Origin of the sequence: Brochothrix sp. (assembly GCF_017549435.1) — a bacterium.
Lineage (GTDB): Bacteria > Bacillota > Bacilli > Lactobacillales > Listeriaceae > Brochothrix > Brochothrix thermosphacta.
The window spans coordinates 1-19,554 of record NZ_JAFYUW010000170.1 but is presented as its reverse complement, the minus strand read 5'-3'; the positions used below and the strand labels follow the sequence as shown (position 1 = coordinate 19,554).

At 36.2% G+C, this 19,554-nt stretch carries 17 protein-coding genes; 1 reads left to right on the top strand and 16 read right to left on the bottom strand.

Features of this window, described 5'->3' with window-relative positions; translation table 11 throughout:
• Nucleotides 1–77 precede the first annotated feature (77 nt).
• The 16 genes from IKV95_RS10780 to IKV95_RS10705 form a co-directional block, all read right to left on the bottom strand.
• Entirely contained in the window at nucleotides 78–344 is a 267-nt protein-coding gene (locus IKV95_RS10780) for a DUF2087 domain-containing protein (RefSeq protein WP_069125822.1), read from the bottom strand.
• Entirely contained in the window at nucleotides 344–1,570 is a 1,227-nt protein-coding gene (locus IKV95_RS10775) for an MFS transporter (protein ID WP_287451829.1), read from the bottom strand. The genes IKV95_RS10780 and IKV95_RS10775 overlap by 1 nt, the downstream gene beginning before the upstream one ends.
• Nucleotides 1,571–1,750: 180 nt before the next feature.
• Nucleotides 1,751–2,449 carry an ABC-2 family transporter protein gene (locus tag IKV95_RS10770; protein ID WP_176718508.1) on the bottom strand — a complete coding sequence of 233 codons (699 nt, stop codon included), beginning with the start codon at nucleotides 2,447–2,449 and terminating at the stop codon, nucleotides 1,751–1,753.
• Nucleotides 2,450–2,532: 83 nt separating this feature from the next.
• Nucleotides 2,533–3,321, bottom strand: coding sequence for an ABC transporter permease (locus IKV95_RS10765; protein WP_069125827.1), 789 nt, complete (start codon nucleotides 3,319–3,321; stop codon nucleotides 2,533–2,535).
• Entirely contained in the window at nucleotides 3,308–4,243 is a 936-nt protein-coding gene (locus tag IKV95_RS10760; protein ID WP_069119993.1) for an ABC transporter ATP-binding protein, read from the bottom strand. Before IKV95_RS10760 ends, IKV95_RS10765 begins: the two co-directional genes overlap by 14 nt.
• A 347-nt stretch (nucleotides 4,244–4,590) precedes the next feature.
• Nucleotides 4,591–5,583, bottom strand: a complete 993-nt coding sequence (gene ftsY / locus IKV95_RS10755; RefSeq protein WP_029091961.1) for a signal recognition particle-docking protein FtsY — start codon at nucleotides 5,581–5,583, stop codon at nucleotides 4,591–4,593.
• A gap of 24 nt (nucleotides 5,584–5,607) precedes the next feature.
• Nucleotides 5,608–9,150 (bottom strand): chromosome segregation protein SMC, encoded by a 3,543-nt coding sequence (gene smc / locus IKV95_RS10750; RefSeq protein WP_483296366.1) that lies wholly within the window; start codon nucleotides 9,148–9,150, stop codon nucleotides 5,608–5,610.
• Between the two features lie 37 nt (nucleotides 9,151–9,187).
• On the bottom strand, nucleotides 9,188–9,889 hold the full coding sequence (gene rnc / locus IKV95_RS10745; RefSeq protein ID WP_029091963.1) for a ribonuclease III: 702 nt from the start codon (nucleotides 9,887–9,889) through the stop codon (nucleotides 9,188–9,190).
• An 85-nt stretch (nucleotides 9,890–9,974) separates the two neighbouring features.
• Nucleotides 9,975–10,211 (bottom strand): acyl carrier protein, encoded by a 237-nt coding sequence (locus IKV95_RS10740; RefSeq protein WP_029091964.1) that lies wholly within the window; start codon nucleotides 10,209–10,211, stop codon nucleotides 9,975–9,977.
• A 747-nt stretch (nucleotides 10,212–10,958) separates the two neighbouring features.
• Nucleotides 10,959–11,705, bottom strand: a complete 747-nt coding sequence (fabG, locus tag IKV95_RS10735; RefSeq protein WP_069119988.1) for a 3-oxoacyl-[acyl-carrier-protein] reductase — start codon at nucleotides 11,703–11,705, stop codon at nucleotides 10,959–10,961.
• Entirely contained in the window at nucleotides 11,706–12,641 is a 936-nt protein-coding gene (fabD, locus tag IKV95_RS10730; protein ID WP_287451825.1) for an ACP S-malonyltransferase, read from the bottom strand. It lies immediately after the preceding gene.
• Nucleotides 12,634–13,644 (bottom strand): phosphate acyltransferase PlsX, encoded by a 1,011-nt coding sequence (gene plsX, locus IKV95_RS10725; RefSeq protein ID WP_029091967.1) that lies wholly within the window; start codon nucleotides 13,642–13,644, stop codon nucleotides 12,634–12,636. The genes fabD and plsX overlap by 8 nt, the downstream gene beginning before the upstream one ends.
• Before the next feature lie 29 nt (nucleotides 13,645–13,673).
• Nucleotides 13,674–14,249 (bottom strand): transcription factor FapR, encoded by a 576-nt coding sequence (gene fapR, locus IKV95_RS10720; RefSeq protein WP_069119984.1) that lies wholly within the window; start codon nucleotides 14,247–14,249, stop codon nucleotides 13,674–13,676.
• 103 nt (nucleotides 14,250–14,352) lie between these two features.
• On the bottom strand, nucleotides 14,353–16,413 hold the full coding sequence (recG, locus tag IKV95_RS10715) for an ATP-dependent DNA helicase RecG (RefSeq protein WP_036027516.1): 2,061 nt from the start codon (nucleotides 16,411–16,413) through the stop codon (nucleotides 14,353–14,355).
• Nucleotides 16,414–16,485: 72 nt separating this feature from the next.
• Complete coding sequence (locus tag IKV95_RS10710) at nucleotides 16,486–18,141, bottom strand: DAK2 domain-containing protein (protein ID WP_198400953.1); 1,656 nt, start codon at nucleotides 18,139–18,141, stop codon at nucleotides 16,486–16,488.
• A 33-nt stretch (nucleotides 18,142–18,174) separates the two neighbouring features.
• A complete protein-coding gene (locus IKV95_RS10705) occupies nucleotides 18,175–18,537 on the bottom strand; it encodes an Asp23/Gls24 family envelope stress response protein (protein ID WP_029091971.1) in 363 nt (120 codons plus the stop codon).
• A gap of 265 nt (nucleotides 18,538–18,802) precedes the next feature.
• Here IKV95_RS10705 and rpmB point away from each other — a divergent pair, with 265 nt between their 5' ends.
• On the top strand, nucleotides 18,803–18,991 hold the full coding sequence (gene rpmB, locus IKV95_RS10700) for a 50S ribosomal protein L28 (RefSeq protein ID WP_029091972.1): 189 nt from the start codon (nucleotides 18,803–18,805) through the stop codon (nucleotides 18,989–18,991).
• Nucleotides 18,992–19,554: the final 563 nt, after the last annotated feature.

Below are 19,554 nucleotides of genomic sequence, written 5' to 3'. Positions count from 1 at the left end.
AACTCATTCTATCGCATTTTCTACAGATGAACCAAGTCGTTTACTTTTCCCAGTAGTATCACTAAATACGATATACGTTAAACTTTATAATAAGATGAACCGTCCTCTTCTCTCTTTAAAAATTTGAAATCCACTAAATATCTTCTTAAGATGACATAGTCGTCATACCATTTCAATAAAATAGTATTCACTTCTTGCTCTGTATAGCATCTCCCATCTTTAAAATCATTTGTAATGACTTCTAACAAAACGACTTTCTTTTTTAATTTACGGGGTAATGAAGTGATTTTGTTATTTTTAACATGTCGTTCCAATACTTCTTTTTGCTCTTCACTATAGTCCATTAAAAACCCTCCGTTTCAATTTTTCCATTTAACTTACGCAAACTTGGTAGGGAAATAATGGTCGCAATCAATGCGAACATAATCCAAATCGTTCCTAGATTAATAAGGGTTGTTAACACACCAATAACGATGATGACTACTGCTGTCATACAAGATTCAATGGTGTAAAAAAAAGATATAAGTGTGTTGCGATTAGTATTTTTAGCTGGGATTGTGTTGTGCAATAGTCCTGCTCGAATAATCGCATCTGCTGTCGTGAAACTGACATGCATTAAAAATAATAATACGGAAAGATACACATTAGTTATTACAACACACAATATAATGGCGCACATATTTAATAATAATAATAATTGCAAACTGCTCAGTTTATTTTTAATAACCCTCGCTAATAGCTGAGGAATTCTCGAACCTATTATCCCAAATAAACCCATTCCAACCCATATATAGGCTGTTATTTTAACACCGCCATACTCGTTTCCAAAGTAGAGTTGCCATTGATTACTCGGCGCAACGATTAATAAAATTAACGGTAAAAATGAAATACAGAGTGAAAAATATAATTTATCTGTTCGTAAAAAAGCGTAACCTTCCTTAAACGAAGATACAAAACCACTAAATAAATTGATAGGTTGATTGTCTTGCTGTTGGTGCGAATTGTCCTTGAAAAAAAGACTAATATAAACAATGGTGATTATAAATAAGATAATTCCTGCTAAAAGAGGATAAGAAAGGTTTTTCACCCCTAATATTTTCCCACCGACAAAACCTACTACCATGGATGTTGATGTTAAAAACAAGCTATTTTTACTAAAAATATTTTCAATGTCATATTTTTCGTCGATACTTTTCACTTTATCAATTACCCATGCAGACATTGTTCCTGAGTTAAAAGACTCACTAACCGCTGTTAACAAACCAAAAAGCAACAATATCCACAACTGATGGGATGGTATAAATAATAATCCGAGACCAAAGCCTCTTAATATACAACTGATTAACATCGCTTTTTTTCGACCAAACGTATCGGATATTACCCCTGCTGGTATTTCACTCAACGTACTGAATATCCAAAAAAACGAATTAAAGAGCATAATTGCAGCAATTGTATAGCCAATTGATTGTAAATATAACTCAATACTAGCGGCCCAAATAACGATTCCCGCGCTGTACATAACCGTAATAACATTGAATTTGCGCACTAATTTTATAATATCATTATCCATCTGTCTGTCTCCTTTAAACCATAAAAGTCTTAATTTAATCTTATCATAACTGTTTTTCGAGTGCGCTAATTAGCCCTGCTAAATTTATTGTATAAAAAAAGTAGCAATCTCCTCTGATAACGAAGTTAGCTACTTAATTTTAAAAGTTGAAATTTCTCATTTTAATTCTGTTCATTTATTTCAGACATTTAAGTTAATACTATTTGACGACTCATATCTTTTTAATCCTTGTTTATACGTCACTAAACTCAATAACAGAAACACAGCTGTTGCTATAAATAGCAACAACAGATAATAACTAGAACTATATCTAAGTATTTGTAGTGGAAATATACTAATAATTAGCGATGGAATAATCGTCGATAACACTAATGTCATCGTTGGATTTAATTTTACTTGTGGATAAGTTGCAAACATAATAAGCGCCGAAGTCCCTGTATCTGTGATTGCCTTGGAATTGCCTATAAAAAACGTTAAAGATCCTAAAATGATATAATAACTGGCAATGACTGTTACGACTAATACCACTAAAAGCAACCAATATAGTAGTAGTATAAACAAATATTCTGAGGTTTTTACAAGTGTAACTGACAGCGCAATTAAACCATAAATAATATCACCTAAAGCGACAATAGAAGATTTAGACATTATCATATATAAAAGTGAATTGCGTGGTTTAATCAAATAAATGTCTAATTGACCAGTCGCGATAATAGTAGCAATATTAGGAAGATTACCGGCGATTAACTGTGTTAATCCAAAGGCAACATATACAACAGAATAAACATAAAAGATATCTATTAAACTGAAAATATCTGACTCGAAAATATCAAAAAACATAATCCAATATCCTAAAAAAAACACATTATTTAATAACATAGTTACCACCTGAATATAAAAATTTTTTTTATATTTATAATTACTTCTAAAATTCATTTTAAATAAGTTCAAATAAAACATAGTCAACCTCCATTCATCATGGTTTTTTTTCTCAAGCTTGTATAACATGCTTTGGCAGAAATTATAAAAATCATTAGATAAAGGAGTTGCAGTCCTAAATAAAGAATATTTAACTCTGATAACCCTTGTGTTAATAACTGTGCCGGGAAACCAATTACATATACAAATGGCATCAAAAAGAAAAGTTGTTCGACGTGGTTACTCAGAATCGAAAGCGGAAAAATAATGCCACCAAATATGAATAACAACTTCTCATAAATAAATACATAACCCGAAATTTCTTCTTGTATAAAACTAAACGTGCCAATCATAAATTGCAAACAATAATCGATAATATAACCAATGAGCATTACAAGGAAAAAACAAAGGATTGCTAAAAAACTGATATTTAGTTTAATCCCTAATAGCATAACTAAAACAGCACCTACAATAAAGTTTGTTAGAAGTTTAAATGATGAGTCTCCTAAAGATACAAAAAAATGATAGAGTGCATAACTGTATGGACGTGATGATGTATAAGCAAATGTACCATTTTTAATTTCGTCCGCTATTTTATAAGCAACTGGTGCACGAGACATAAAAAAAGCTTCTGTAATTAATAAATACCAAATAACCTGATTGTATGAATGACCGTTTATTTCTGTTTGACCTTGGTAAACAACAGACCATAAATTAACAAAAATAATCATGATTGTAACCATTAGAAATTGTCTAAACAACATCGCTCTAACATAAATAAGTTGTTCTTTTAGCCCTAAAACAATCATATTAAAATATTTATTTCCTGTCATCGATCACACCTTCTTCAAACAACACTCTCACAATAGCTGTTAAATCTAAAGAGTGTTGATAGTATCTGATGATTTCATATATTTCCAATTTATTAAATACTTCGCTAACTGCAATTTTATCGGTATTTATTTTTATTTTATGTGTATACGCATCACTTTTTTCATGTTGTAATACTTCAATAGGTAATTGAGCTATATCACTTGCTAAAACAATTTCTAACAAAACAATATTCGCAAATTTCTCAGTTAGTGCTATTGTTGTTCCATTGTAAATAATCACTCCTTGATCGATAATAACAACCCGGTTACACAATTTTGCTATATCACTAATATCATGTGTTGTAATCACCATTGTTTTATTATGCACTTTATTATATTCAGACAATAGATTTGTCAAACTATCTTTTGCTATTAAATCCAAACCAATTGTCGGCTCGTCTAAAAAAAGGATACTCGGATTATGCACTAATGAAGCAACAATTTCACATTTCATTCGTTGTCCCAAACTTAATTTCCGCACGGGTCTATCAACAAAAGAATGCAAGTCAAATTGTTGAATTAACTCTGCGACATGTAATTTCAACGCTGCGAGTTTAACGCTATAAACAGATCCCAAGAACATAAACGTTTCTCTAGGTGTCAGGTGATACCATAATTGTGATTTTTGTCCAAAAATACTGCCAATTTGATATGCGATTTCTTTTTGATGCTTCCATGGATTTTTACCATTAATTATTATTTCACCTTGATCAGGATATAAAATACCATTCATCATTTTAATTAACGTCGATTTGCCTGAACCATTCACACCTATGAGTCCGAGCATATCACCTTGTTCAACAGTTAAACTAACATTATTTACGGCGATAATTTTTTTATTTTTCTGCTTAAAAGATTTGGTAACGCTTTCAATTTTTATCATTTCCAAAGAAACCCCTTCTTTCTTTGTTGCAATCTCAAATTTTTCATAAAAATAAGATGATTTAATAACTATTTTTCATTTTAACATCAATAATGTATTCAAAAGTTCATTCAAATTACTTTTAGTATAGCATTAATAAAAGCGATAACTGTTTGTTAGCGTTAACAGAAACCTCTTTGTATACTAACAATTCATTTTTTATAATGTCGCGTTAAGCGATCACCCTTTTTATATGAAAAAAATTGTACTCACTCGATTGAATGTTACTCGCAAGTTATTAAAAAACAAAGCAAAAAAGCTCATCACTGGTATATCAATGATGAGCTTAGTATTAGTATTTTAATCTTTTATTCAGCTTTTTCAGCATCAATCATATCGCCAAACAAGCCGTAGACGAATAGATTTGAATCGAAGACTTGTAAGTCATTCAATTGTTCACCTAATCCTACAAATTTAACGGGTACTTTTAACTCACGACGAATGGCTAAGGCAATCCCACCTTTAGCTGTTCCGTCAAGCTTAGTTAATACGATACCTGTGACATCTGTTGCTTCACCAAAAACCTTCGCTTGTTGTAGACCGTTTTGGCCTGTTGTCGCATCAATTACTTGTAATACCTCTTGTGGTGCATGAGGTACTTCACGTTCAATAACACGGCGCACTTTGCTTAATTCACTCATCAAGTTTACCTTGTTTTGTAAACGACCTGCAGTATCACAAATAAGTACATCAACATGACGTGTTTTAGCTGCTTGCAACGCATCATAAATAACTGATGCCGGATCAGAGCCTTCTTTTTGTTTAACGACTGGTACGCCTACGCGTTCGCCCCAAACTTCAAGTTGCTCAATAGCGCCTGCTCGAAACGTATCACCAGCTGCAAGCATAACTGATTTACCTTCTGCTTTAAGCTTGTGTGCTAATTTACCAATGGTCGTGGTTTTACCAACACCATTAACACCAACGAATAAGATAACATTGAGTCCTTCATTGTTAATGTTCAACTCAGTTTCTGTTTCGCCCGCTTCTTCATATATAGCAACTAATTTTTCTGAAATCACTTCATAAAGCGCACTTGTTTCTTTAATATTACGAAGTTTTACCTCTTCTTTTAATTCTTCAATCAATTCCATAACGGTATTAACACCAATATCAGCCATGATTAAAATTTCTTCTAATTCTTCAAAAAAGTCTTCATCAACCGTACGATAACGTGCCACTAATGAATTAAGTTTGCCTGAAAAACTATCACGTGTTTTTTCTAAACCCGTCTTAAATTTATCCGTCATTTCTGTCGATGAATTTGTCATCTTATCTTTCATGCGTTTAAAAAAGCCCATTTATTTGCCCTCGCTTTATTGTTTTTAAGTGTTAGTTAACACATTTGCTTCTTCCAGACGAACAGATACCAATTTAGATACCCCTGATTCTTGCATTGTTACACCATATAATACATTCGCTGCTTCCATTGTACCTTTACGGTGAGTAATTACAATGAATTGCATTTCTTTTTGGAATGCTTGCATATAGGAACCAAAGCGTAAAACGTTTGCCTCATCTAATGCTGCTTCGACCTCATCAAGAATACAGAATGGTACAGGACGGGTTTCAATGATCGCAAATAACAACGTGATTGCAGTTAAAGCTCGTTCACCACCTGATAATAACATCAAGTTTTGTAACTTTTTACCCGGCGGTTGTGCAACGATATCAACACCTGTATTCAGTAAGTCTTCTGGATCTGTTAATACTAAAGCAGCTTGTCCTCCACCAAACATTTTAGGGAAGATTTTTTCAAACTGATCTTTAATTTGCATAAACGTTGCGTAAAAACGACGAGAAACTTCTTCATCCATCTCACTCATGGTCACGTTTAACGTTTCTTTGGCCGTCAACAAATCTGTCTGTTGTTGCGTCAAGAAATTATAGCGTGTTTGGATACGTTGGAATTCATCGATGGCACCAATGTTGACAGGCCCCAATTCATCAATTGTACGTTTAATCAAACGCACTTTTTTCTTCGCTTCTTCAATTGGCAACGTCAAAGCTGGTCGTTCTAAGGCATCGGTTAAAGTTAATTCATAGTTATCCATCAACGCACTTAAACGATACGTCCGTTCACTTGTGAATCGTTCTAAATTCATCGATGCTTCATTGAATTGTTTCTCATAGGTCGCCACTTCGTTGAGTTGATACTCACGTGTCGAGGCCACTTCGTTAAGCTCAGCTTCTACATCAATACGTTTCGCTTTTAGTGAATCTGATTGCGTTTGGACTTCTGACATTACAGCTTCCAAAGCTACACGAGATGCTTCAAGTTGTTCACTTGAAGATGCATGTTCCGTTTGTTGTGTATGAATAAACGTTAATTTTTCTTGCAGTTGTTCACGACGTTCATTATTCGTTTTTAATGTGGCACGCATTTCTGCTAACTTAGTATTGGCATGTGTTAATTTCTCTTCTGATACCGCTAGCTCTGTTTTTTGTGCTGTTAGATTTTCAACTTGTTCAGCACGTTGTTCATCTGCCATATTTTGATTTTGGGTTGCTTGCTCAATCGCAGTTTCTTGAGAGATTAATGTTTGTGCCATCTCAGCAATTTTTGCTTCGTTTGCTGCCAATCGTTGTGCCAATGAATTATTTTCATCAGTCAATTCTTTCACGTCAAAGTCATAAATATGCATATTTTCATTAATACGTGACATCGCTGCTGTTGTTGATGCAATATCTTCTTCGATACGCTGTACTTCAAAGTTTAGACGTTCACCCTCAACTCTTAGACTATCGCGTGTTTCACGCGTACTTATAACCGTTTGTTTTAAACTGTTCACTTTATCTTCCAGTTGATGGATAACCTCTTCCATCTGTACCAATTGTTTAGCTAAAGTAGCGATCTCATTTTTACGTCCTAATAAAGGCGCTTTGTTTTGTTTCATTGCCCCACCAGTCATTGATCCACCAGGATTTACAACATCCCCTTCAAGTGTCACAATACGAAAACGATGATTTGCTAATTTTGCCAATTGGTTCGCACTAACTAAGGTATCTGCGATAATTACTTGACCTAATAAGTTGCCTAAAATCCCTTGGAAACGTGGCTCAATTGTAACTAAGTCGGCTCCAATTCCTAAAAAGCCATCGTGTTGTTGTAAACGTTGGATGACATCGTTAGGCATTACTCGTGGTTTAATTGTTGTAATAGGCAAGAATGTTGCACGGCCTAGACGGTTTGATTTTAAATAGCCAATACCTGCACGCGCCGTTTGTTCGTCTTCGACAATAATATGTTGCGTACTTGCACCCAGAGCAATATCAATTGCTGTATCGAAGCGTGATGGAATCGTTACTTGTTCAGCAACAGCACCGATCAACCCAGGGAATTGTTGACGTTCTTTTAATAGCATCTTAACGCCTTGATAATAACCTGCGTAATCATTTTCTAAATCAACTAATGTATCATGCTTTGCTTTTGCATGTTGACGCATTTCATAGGCTTTATATAACTGATTGTCTGCGACTGCTGCATCAGCTTCTGTAGCTTTAAGTTTTTGTGTCAGTTGCTCATATTCAGCACGTTTACTCTCTATGTTTGCTGTTTTTTCAGCTAAAAGACGTTGTTTTTCTTGTTGTAAAACATCCGTTTCGGTATGATTTTTGATCACGTTCGCATTTTCACTGCGTAATTTTTCTAAACGTTGTTGATTTTGTTCTTGTTGCTTAATGAAAAAAACATTTTCATTTTTTAAATTCGTTTGCTCATGTCGCACATCGATGTAATCATTTTTCAAACGCTCAATTTTCTCCGGTGTCCATTCTACTTTACCATCCAGATAGTTTTGTAGTTGTTTCACAGATTCACGCATCACTGTTACTTTTTGCAAGAGTACATCGTAACGTTCTTGTTGTGTTTCTTTTTCAGCAGTTGCACTCACAATAATCTCGTTAATTGCTTCGAGTTGTTCAACTACATCAGAATCACTTGCTTGACCATGAAGTGCCCGCTCTTTTAGTACGTCACATTGACCATTAACACGTTCAAGTTCGCGCGCTGTTTCAACTAATTTTTCTTGAATAACATCTGCATCACGTGTCACTTTCGCAAATAAATCTTTTTTCGCTTGCCATTGTTCTAAAAGTGACTGTGCTTGTTTCTTACTATCGATTAACTTAGATTGCCATTGATGTAAAGCGACAGTTGTAGCATCTGCCTCTTTTGTTAGCTCCTGGATTTCATCTGCTAAAACACCAACTTCATACTTCTCTAGTGTTTCTTTTTGAGCAAGATAATCTTTGGCGATAGCTGCCTGAATTTCTAATGGTTCCACCTGATCCTGAAGTTCAAAAAGGATATCTTGCACACGGTTTAGATTGTCTTCAGTTTCGACTAACTTTGTTTCTGCTTGTTTTTTACGTGATTTATATTTTAAAACGCCTGCTGCTTCTTCAAAGATAGAACGACGTTCAGTGGGTTTACTATTAAGAATACTATCTATTTTACCTTGTGACACAATCGAGAACGACTCGCGTCCTAATCCAGAGTCCATAAATAACTCTACGATATCTTTAAGGCGACATGCTTGTTGATTAATTTCAAATTCACTATCACCATTACGATAGACGCGACGTGTGACGCTGACTTCTGTATGATCATCTGGTAAAAAGCCATCTTCATTATCAAATACAAGTGTTACTTCAGCAATATTAATCGCTGCGCGTGAATCACTCCCTGAGAAGATAACATCACTCATTTTGCCTCCACGTAATGCTTTTGCTGATTGTTCACCTAACACCCAACGGATAGCTTCTGTAACATTACTTTTTCCACTTCCATTTGGCCCAACAACAGCCGTAATACCTGGTACAAAATCGATTGCAACTTTATCTGCAAAGGATTTGAAACCATGCATTTCTAAACGTTTTAATTGCATTGCGACTGTTCCCCCTTTAGCTGTTCTTTTCCTGTGACTGATATGATGCTAACGCTGCTTGAGCGGCTGATTGTTCTGCTGTTTTTTTCGTGCGACCCTCACCCATTGATTGCGGTTCGCCATTGACCACTAAACGCACTTGGAAAGCTTTATCATGTGCTGGACCATTTTCAGATAAAATCTCATATGAGATGGAAATATCGCCATCTTTTTGTAACCATTCTTGTAATAAGGTTTTATAATCATTATTTGCTTCAAAAGTGCCATCATCAATTTTCGGAAAAATAACTTTTCCTAAAAATGAGCGTACACAGTCGATGCCTTCACTTAAATACATTGCCCCGATAAATGCTTCAAAAATATCCGCGACTAATGCGTCACGTGTACGTCCGCCAGCATTTTCTTCTCCTCGACCAATACGGAAATAGTCACTGAGGTTTAATTCTTTTGCATAAACGACCAAAGCACCTTCACACACACAAGCTGCTCTTAATTTTGTTAGTTGGCCTTCTGGACGTTCTGGAAAACGATTGAATAAATAATCTGAAACTGTTAGCTCTAATACTGCATCACCAAGAAATTCCAACCGTTCATAATGCTTAGAACCTTTGCTTCGATTTTCATTCACATAAGAAGCATGCGTGAATGCTTGTTCAAGTAATGCCTCTTGTTTAAATGAAATCTGAATACGTTCCTGCAATTCTTTTAATGTTTTCATTTTAATTCTCCTTTTATAAAATGAGTGAGGGATGCCGTTCATCCAATGGACAGAACAACATACCCTCATCATTTTTTATCGTAACTTACGCGTTTTCTTCAATGTATTTTACAGCGTCACCTACTGTAAGGATTTGTTTTGATGCTTCATCAGAAATTTCAGTATCAAATACATCTTCAAATTCCATTACCAATTCAACGATTTCAAGTGAATCAGCTTCCAAGTCATCTTTAAAAGAGGCCTCTTTAGTTACTTTTGATTCATCAACGTCTAAACGATCGATGACGATTTCTTTTACTTTATCAAATATGTTTTCAGACATTATATAATTCACCTCCCTTCAATTATTATAATTGATTCATCCCCATTTAGAAAGGAAATTTTACAAGTTATTCCCACCATTACTTAAATAATAGCCTCTTGACTATCATGTCTAGGTGGTTTTAATCACAGACCGTGACAAAAGTTAATAAAATAGCTCTAAAAGCAATACTGGTATTATATACCAACACGTGAAAAAACTTATGTAATCTCACGGTTCATCACATATCTTCAAGTAGGTATTTATTGATAAATGAAGACAACTTGTTCGTTGACTCGATTACAATGTTTTACCAGGTTGAAGCTGCTTTAGAAGCTATTAAAAGCAGAACAACTTGTATTAATTTTCTAAATGGCTTATTTTAGTTCAAATGTTCTCTAGCACTTCTACCTAAAACAATTGAAAATTTCATACACGTTATAGAAATAGCTATACTAGACCTGAAATTTAAGTTCTGAATAGACAGCCTCTAGAAATCTAAGCTCACTTTATCAAAATTTCAGACGCGCATAAAGTTACAGTGAGACCTGAAATTTAAGTTCTAAATAGACATGGACCAGTCTATCCTAACTTAAATTCCTTAGTCTATCAAACCGTAACTTTTATTGTATTCCAATTTTGATAAAGCAGAATGAGCTTATCTTTCTTTCGGTAACCAGTCTATCTTAACTTAAATTCCTTAGTCTTATAAGTATTGCTATTTTATACATTCCAATTTATCAATGTTTTACCAGGTTGAAGCTGCTTTTACATCGACATTCCGCCATCAACTGATAATGTTTGTCCTGTCATATAAGCACTTGCATCACTTACAAGGAAGGCTACAACGTCAGCAACGTTTTTTGTATTCCCCATTGCGCCTAAAGGAATTTGTGATAACATGCCTGATTTCACTTCTTCTGGTAGTACATCAGTCATATCTGTATCGATAAACCCAGGTGCTACAGCGTTTACACGAATACCACGTGGTGCTAACTCGCGTGCTGCTGTTTTAGTTAAGCCAATCACGCCTGCTTTACTAGCAACATAGTTAGCTTGACCAGCATTACCTGTAATACCTACGACAGATGTCATGTTTACGATTGTTCCTTGACGTTTTTTCATCATTGGACGTGCAGCTGCTTTAAGGCATAAGAATGTGCCTCGTAAGTTAGCATTAATTACATCATCAAATTCTTCGGCTTTCATACGCATTAATAAATTATCTCTCGTAATCCCTGCATTGTTAATTAAGATATCAATGCCTCCGAAAGTATCCAACGTTTCTTTAAAGAGACGTTTTACATCGTCCTCATCAGCAACGTTCGCTTGTACAGCAATTGCTTCTGTGTTGTAATCAGCTTTAATTTTAGCGACTGTTTCATCCGCTGCTTTAACATTACCTGCATAATTAACAACAATTTTAGCACCGAGTGATGCTAATTTATAAGCGATTTCTTGGCCAATACCACGAGAGGCACCTGTTACGATTGCAACTTTATTTGTTAATTCCATTTATTTACCCCCTAAGATAGCAAGTGTTGCTTCTAACGTTTCTAAATCTTGAACGTTATGAACAGTCACTGAACGATCCATTTTTTTCATTAATCCAGCCAATACTTTACCTGGTCCAATTTCAATGATTGTATCCACATCTTGTTCAATCAAATACGCCATTGTATTAATCCATTGTACAGGTGCTGTTAATTGTTGTTCTAATTTCACTTTGAAGTCAGCAGCTAACGTTGTTGGCGTTGCATCGACGTTCGTAATAACGGGTGTTGATGCGTCACTAAACGTCGCTGTTCCCAATAGACTTGCAAAAGCTTCAGCTGCCGGTGCCATTAATTCAGAGTGGAAAGGACCACTCACTTTTAAAGGAATAACACGTTTAACGCCTGCCTCTTTTGCTGCAACTTGTGCGGCTTCAATACCTGTAACTGAACCAGAAATAACAATTTGTCCTGGACAATTTAGGTTAGCTAATTGAACAATTTCACCACTTTGTTGACGTGCTGTTTCTAAAATCGCTTCTAAATCGGCTTCACTTGTACCCATGACTGCTGCCATCGCTCCAGTTGCCGCATCTTCCATCAACTCACCACGTTTATTAACCAATTGTGCGGCTTCTGCACTCGTAAGTACATTCGCTGCAACCAATGCAGAATATTCGCCTAAACTATGTCCTGCAACATAATCAGCTGTGATTCCTGCTTCTTTAACTAATGCTAACAATGCCGAACTTGTTGTTACTAACGCAGGTTGTGCAACACGTGATGCTTTTAAATCCTCATCTGAACCATTTTGAATAATATCTACTAAGTCAAACGGTAATAATGCGTTTGCATCATCAAAGATTTTTTTTGCAATTGGTGAAGCTGCATAAGCATCCATACCCATACCAATAATTTGTGAACCTTGTCCTGGAAAGACAAATGCTAATTTACTCATTTGTAGTTTCCTCCTCTTTTGTTTGTTGTAACGCACTATTTATATTACCAATGATGTTTCCTTCAACCATTTGAATCGCTTGCGTGACTGTGGTTGCTATTGCATGCGCATTTGAAGAACCATGTGCTTTTACTACTGTTCCTGCTAGCCCAAAAAGACAAGCACCGCCATAGTTGCTGTAATCCATCATATCTTTAATTTCATAAATTCCTTTGCGCATTGTTAAAGCGCCTAGTTTACTAAGAGGTGTCGCTGTCATTGCGCCTTTAATCATTTTCATCAAGTTACCAGCTGTGCCCTCAATTGTTTTAAGCACCATGTTCCCTGTAAAACCATCTGTAACGACAACATCAGCAACGCCATTTAACAAATCACGTGCTTCAACATTCCCTACGAAATTAATCACACTGCTAGCGTCAAGAAGTGCAAAGGCATCTTTCGTTAAATCGGTGCCTTTATTATGTTCTGTTCCGATATTAAGCAAGCCCACACGTGGACGCTCAATTTTTTTCACAGCTGACACATAAGCGGAACCCATCATCCCAAATTGCAGAAGGTGTTCTGGTTTCGCATCTGCATTTGCTCCTGCATCAAGTAAAACAAAACCACTACCATCTACTGTTGGAATTGTTGGTGCTAATGCAGGACGTTTAATGCCCTTCATACGCCCAACGACAAATAATCCTGCACTCATTAATGCACCGGTGTTTCCTGCTGAAATACAGGCTTCGGCTTCACCATCTTTAACTGCTTTAGCGGCTAATACCATGGATGCTTGTTTCTTTTTACGAACAGCTTCAACGGGACTATCTGTGCTCTCAATTTTTTCTTCCGTGTGTACGATTTCAACATTGCTTAACTGCTCTAGATAAGGAGCCATTTTAACTTTATCCCCATAAAGTTGAAACGTCACGTGACTGTGTTTTTTTGCGGCTAGCATGACACCCTCTACTGTTGATTGTGGGGCATGATCGCCACCCATTGCATCAATGGCAATTTTCATAAGTCTTTCGTCTCCTTTTGATAGGTCTTCTACTCTTGCGAATCTGCTTCGGGATACATTTCAAACGTGCCTTTTAAGACCACGTGATTGTCCACATAACTTTCCACTTTTACAATTCGAATGGTATGACCAATTGATTTTTCATCAACTTTAACCTTACAAATAACGCGATCTCCTAATTGAGCTGACTTCACAAACTTTACATTTGCTTGTGCCGTCAATGCACTATCGCTGCCCATTACGGCTACTGCTAATGAATTGGCTTGTGCAAACAAATAGTGCCCTCGTGCAATTTTATTTCGTTGAAAAACATGTTCCTCTTCTATTGTAAAGATTGATATTGCGCGTTTATCTAATTCCAAATCAATCACATCACCGATAATATCTTCCAACGGCAATGAACGTACTTCGTTTTGAAATTGACGATTGGCAACATCTTCTACACGTTTACGCAGTTCGGGAATACCAATTTCCATGCGATCAAGACGAATAGTTTGTACACTCACATTAAATTGTGTCGCCAACATATCATCAGTGGTAAATGGATTACGTTCAATCGTTTCAACTAATAAGCGCTGCCGATCTTTTTTCGCATGTTTTCTCATAACTTGTTTTCACTCCTCTTTAGCACTTAGTACTAATAGTCAATAACAATCTCTTACCCATTATACAAAGAAACGTTATAGGTCGCAAGTCTTCTACAGTCGTTTAATCTAATTGTCCCGCTTCTACAGCTAATTGGTGTTCAACTGCGGCGGCAAGTGCTTGATATTCTTTTGTTTTAAAGCGCTTTTCTTTTACAATCGCCATGGCGTCATCGCGTGCAACTTCGAGGACACGATAATCTTCAACTAAATCTGCAACTTTAAATTGCGGGATACCACTTTGTTTATTTCCAAAGAAGTCTCCTGCACCACGAAGTTCTAGGTCACGTTGCGAAATAACAAAACCATCATTTGATTCACACATAATTTGCATACGTTCTTTACCGTTGTCAGTCTTAGGATCAGCCACTAAGTAACAATAAGATTGATAACCACCTCGTCCCACACGTCCACGCAATTGATGTAGTTGACTTAATCCAAAGCGTTCTGCATCGTAGATAATCATCGTGCTAGCATTGGGAACATTGACCCCCACTTCAATAACAGTTGTGGTCACTAACATCTTGATGTCTCCCGCTTCAAAGGCTTGCATAACAGCTTCTTTCTCTGCTGATTTTAACCGACCGTGCATTAAACCAATTGGAATCTTATCCCCAAAGTACTGTTGCATTTGCTGATGTAAATCAAATGCATTTTGTAAATCCATGTTTTCTGATTCTTCTATCAGAGGTGCTACCATATATATTTGACGCCCGCTGGCAATTTCATTCCGCGTAAAAGCCAAGACATCAGGCATTTGCTCATGTTTAAACCATTGTGTCACAATCGGTTTTCGTCCTGCGGGAAGTTCGTTAATTACACTAACATCCATTTCACCAAACGCCGTAATGGCTAACGTTCTTGGAATGGGGGTTGCTGTCATAAACAACACATCTGGTTGTTCCCCTTTTTCACGAAATGCACGACGCTGATTTACACCAAAACGGTGTTGCTCATCTGTGACTACTAAACCTAAGCGATGGTACACAACATCCTCTTGAATAAGCGCATGTGTCCCGATTAATACATCGAGTGAACCGTTGGCTAGTTGTTCATGTAATTGTACACGATCTTTTTTCTTTGTTGAACCCGTCAACAACGCTACTGAGATATTAAATGGTGTTAACAGGCGTGTCAATTCCGCAAAATGTTGTTCAGCTAATATTTCCGTTGGCACCATGAGTGCTGCTTGAAAACCTGCATTAATTGCTGAAAACATCGCGATTGAGGCAACAACTGTTTTTCCAGACCCAACATCGCCTTGAAGTAATCGATTCATGTGAGTGACTGAACGCATATCTCCACAAATTTCATTCACCACACGCTTTTGAGCTCCTGTTAACTCAAATGGTAACGAAGCTATATAACGGCGTAATTCTTGCACATCATATTGGATCGAGATGCCACCACTTTGTTCTTTGTCTCGTTGACGCATCAATTGCATCTTTAATTGAAACAGGAGCAGTTCCTCATAAGTATAACGGCGTCTCGCTTGCAGTAAAACACCTGGATCAGTCGGGTAATGTATCGCTTCATAGGCATCATGGCTATCGATTAACTGATAATGTTGTCGTAATGATTCGGGCAGCAATTCAGGTATCTGTTCATGATAAGCCTCCCAAGTTGTTTTTAACCATTTTTGAAACTGCGATTGTTTTAAGCCTTCTGTCATGTGATAAACGGGTTCTAATTTCTTCTCATCACTTTCAGTTTCACTGCCACTCACTAAGAAATATTTTGATGCAGAAATTGCTTGCCGTGCGCGATCCCACTTGCCGCTGACACGAATTTGCTCACCTACATTCAATTTACTTTTTAGATACGCTTGATTAAAAAAGGTGATTTGTACAACGAGATGATCTACTTTGAGTTTAAAAGTTAAACGATTACGTTTTGGACCAAAATACGCGACCATAGCAGGCGTAACAATTTCACCAATTACATTAACACGTGTATCATGTGCCGCTTGGCTCAAATCAACCGATTCATTATTTTCATACCGAAAAGGGAAATAGCCCAACATATCTGCTACTGTTTCAATATGCAAACGTTCTAATTTTTCCGCTGCACTCGGACCAATACCTTTTACAAATTTAATAGGCGCATTTGCCAAATCCACTTTCATGAGAAACTCCTTTCTAAAAAAAAGGTCCATCACAAACAATTGCGATGGACGATTTCCACTAACTATTAATATCTATTCGACAGAAAATAAGTAAGGATAAACCGCTTGATTACCTTCTTTAATTTCAATTTCAACATCTTCAAATTTATTTTCAATGCGTTCAGCAATTGCTTCTGCATCTTCGATGGTTGCTTCTTCACCTGTGATAATTGTAACTATCTCAGTATCTTCATCAATCATCTGTACCAATGTGTTGAAAGCTGCTTCATCACGCGCTTTTTCAGAAAGAACGATTGTGCCTTCAACAATACCGATAAACTCATCTTTAACAATTTTAACACCTTTAATTTCGGTATCACGAACAGCTGTTGTAATTGAGCCGCTACATACACTCTCAAGCGCTTCGTTCATTTCTGCTTGATTATTTTCAAACGTTTCGTCTGGCATATATGCGAAACAAGCTGCTAAACCTTGTTGAATCGTTTTAGACTTCACCACTGCTATTTGTGTCGTTTCAGACATTTCAACTGCTTGATCTGCTGCCATAATGATATTTTTATTATTAGGTAAAATAATCACATGTTTCGCATTTGCTTGTTCAACTGCACGCAATAAATCGGCTGTGCTCGGGTTCATTGTTTGGCCACCTGATACTATAATATCCACATTTAAACTCTTGAATATTTCATCCAAGCCTGCTCCAGATGATACAGCAATCACTGCTACATCTTTTTTAGGAGTTGCTGCAGGTGCTTTTTTACCTTGCAAGTCAGAATTTTGTTCGCGCATATTATCCACTTTAATCTTAAGCAATGGTCCAAAAGATTGACCATAATCAATGACTTGACCTGGCGTGTTGGAATGAACATGTACTTTCGCTATTTCATCATCTGCAATGACAATCAGTGAATCCCCGTAATCAGCTAATGTGTTACGAAATTGATCTTCATTGAATGCTTTTTCACCAGGATTATTAATTTGGACCATAATTTCAGTACAGTAACCAAATTTGATATCTTCCGGATTCATGTAGTCAGTTACTGCGTTTTCGTGTTCAATTGTTACTAAATTAGATAATGATGTTGGTTGTAACGGTGTCGCTTGCGCTTCACCTTTTAATTCAGCTAAAAACGCTTGATAAACGATTTGTAAACCTTGGCCGCCACTATCAACTACACCAACTTCTTTTAATACTGGCAAGAGGTCTGGCGTGCCCGCTAATGAACGTTCGCCTGCTTCTGTAATGATAGCCATCAGTTCAACAACATCTTCAACACCGTTATTCACAGCCTTAATACCTGCTTCTGCTGATTCACGAGCCACAGTTAGGATTGTTCCCTCTACTGGTTTCATCACGGCCTTGTAGGCTGTTTTAACACCGTTATCAAACGCTTGTGCTAGTCCACTCGCATTAATTTCTTCTTTATCTTCAATTGTTTTAGAAAAACCGCGGAATAATTGTGAAAGAATCACGCCTGAATTTCCTCGTGCTCCCATAAGTAAGCCTTTTGAAAGATGTTTACCAACAATAGCTACTGTTGCGCTTTCATGTTTCAATACTTCCTCTGCACCTGCAGTCAATGTCATACTCATATTTGAGCCTGTATCTCCGTCCGGTACTGGGAAAACATTTAGTGAATCCACATATTCTGCATTCGCTGCAAGCTGTGTTGCGCCTTGCGCAATCATCGCTGCTAACTTATCTCCATTTATCGTCTTTATAACCACTTGTGATTATCCTCCTCTTTAGCCTTTTATTGGCTAATCGATCATCAAACGAACATCTTGAATATAAACATTAATTTCTTCTGCTTGAATATTCAGTTGCTTCGCTAGATTATATTTAATATTTTCTTGAATGTTACGTGCGACTTCAGAAATCTTCACACCGTATGTGACAACGACATAAACATCCACAACATAACCTTTGTCATTTCTGCTTACGACAACGCCTTTTGAATTATTTTCTTTTTTTAACAGGTCAGTAAAACTATCGCGAATATTTTTTTTAGAAGTCATGCCTACTACGCCAACTTGACTTGATGCCACATCGCCAGCTATTGTTGCAATAACTTCATCTGCAATATCAATCTGTCCCAATTTAGTTTCGATTTCAATAGACAATTAAATTCCTCCCTATTTCTTTAGTGCATTACTATCCACTTTATTCTACACTAGTACTGAGTATAAATAAAGTGACTTCTATCAATAAACAGCTGTCAAGTAAAAAAACTTTATAGATAAGTGATTTTGACTTGCAAACGTTAGATATATATGATAAATTAATTAAGTGTGTTAGAACACCGAAATCGTATAGATACTTATACACAACTTTGATTGACGAATTTCATCGCAATCATCATCTTCACGCAAAGGAGGAAATTCTAAAATGGCAAAACAATGTGTAATTACTGGACGTAAAACTTCAACTGGTAACCGTCGTTCTCACGCTTTAAACGCTAACCGTCGTACTTGGAAAGCTAACTTGCAAAAAGTTCGTATTCTTGTTGATGGTAAACCTAAAAAAGTATGGGTTTCAACTCGTGCATTAAAATCAGGTAAAGTTGAACGTGTTTAATTTAACCTAAAAAAACCATCTTCCACTGGAAGATGGTTTTTTATTGTCTATATTTTGAATAAATTAGCTAGACGCACTTTTTCTTATTTGATTAATAATAAATATAAGAGTTTAAGAAAACAATAATTACTACAATATACTAGCCAGCAAAAAAAGAATATTTGTTAGGGATTCTATCTTGGAATTTTGAAAAATGTGTTGCTAACAATCATCACGATAAAAATGATAATAGCTTCTATAAAAAACACCTCGTCAATTAGCCCCCTACTTTTCTACTATATATTAATATACGTATTATTTTTTCTTACCTCACTTATCAAATTTCAGAACAAACAGGTGTATTTCATTCTCGAATTTTTCAATTTTAATTAAAGTAGGTAAAAAGGCACCTTAGATGAATGGTACTCGCTTTCGCTCCGTCCCATACTGTCCTTGTAAGCTCATGACTTCGCAACAATGACAGTAATTTCATAACAAATAAAAAACATTAGACCTGAAATTTAAGTTTGGGAGCAGACATGGAGCAGTCTGCATAAACTAAAATTTCTAGCCTAACGAATGTT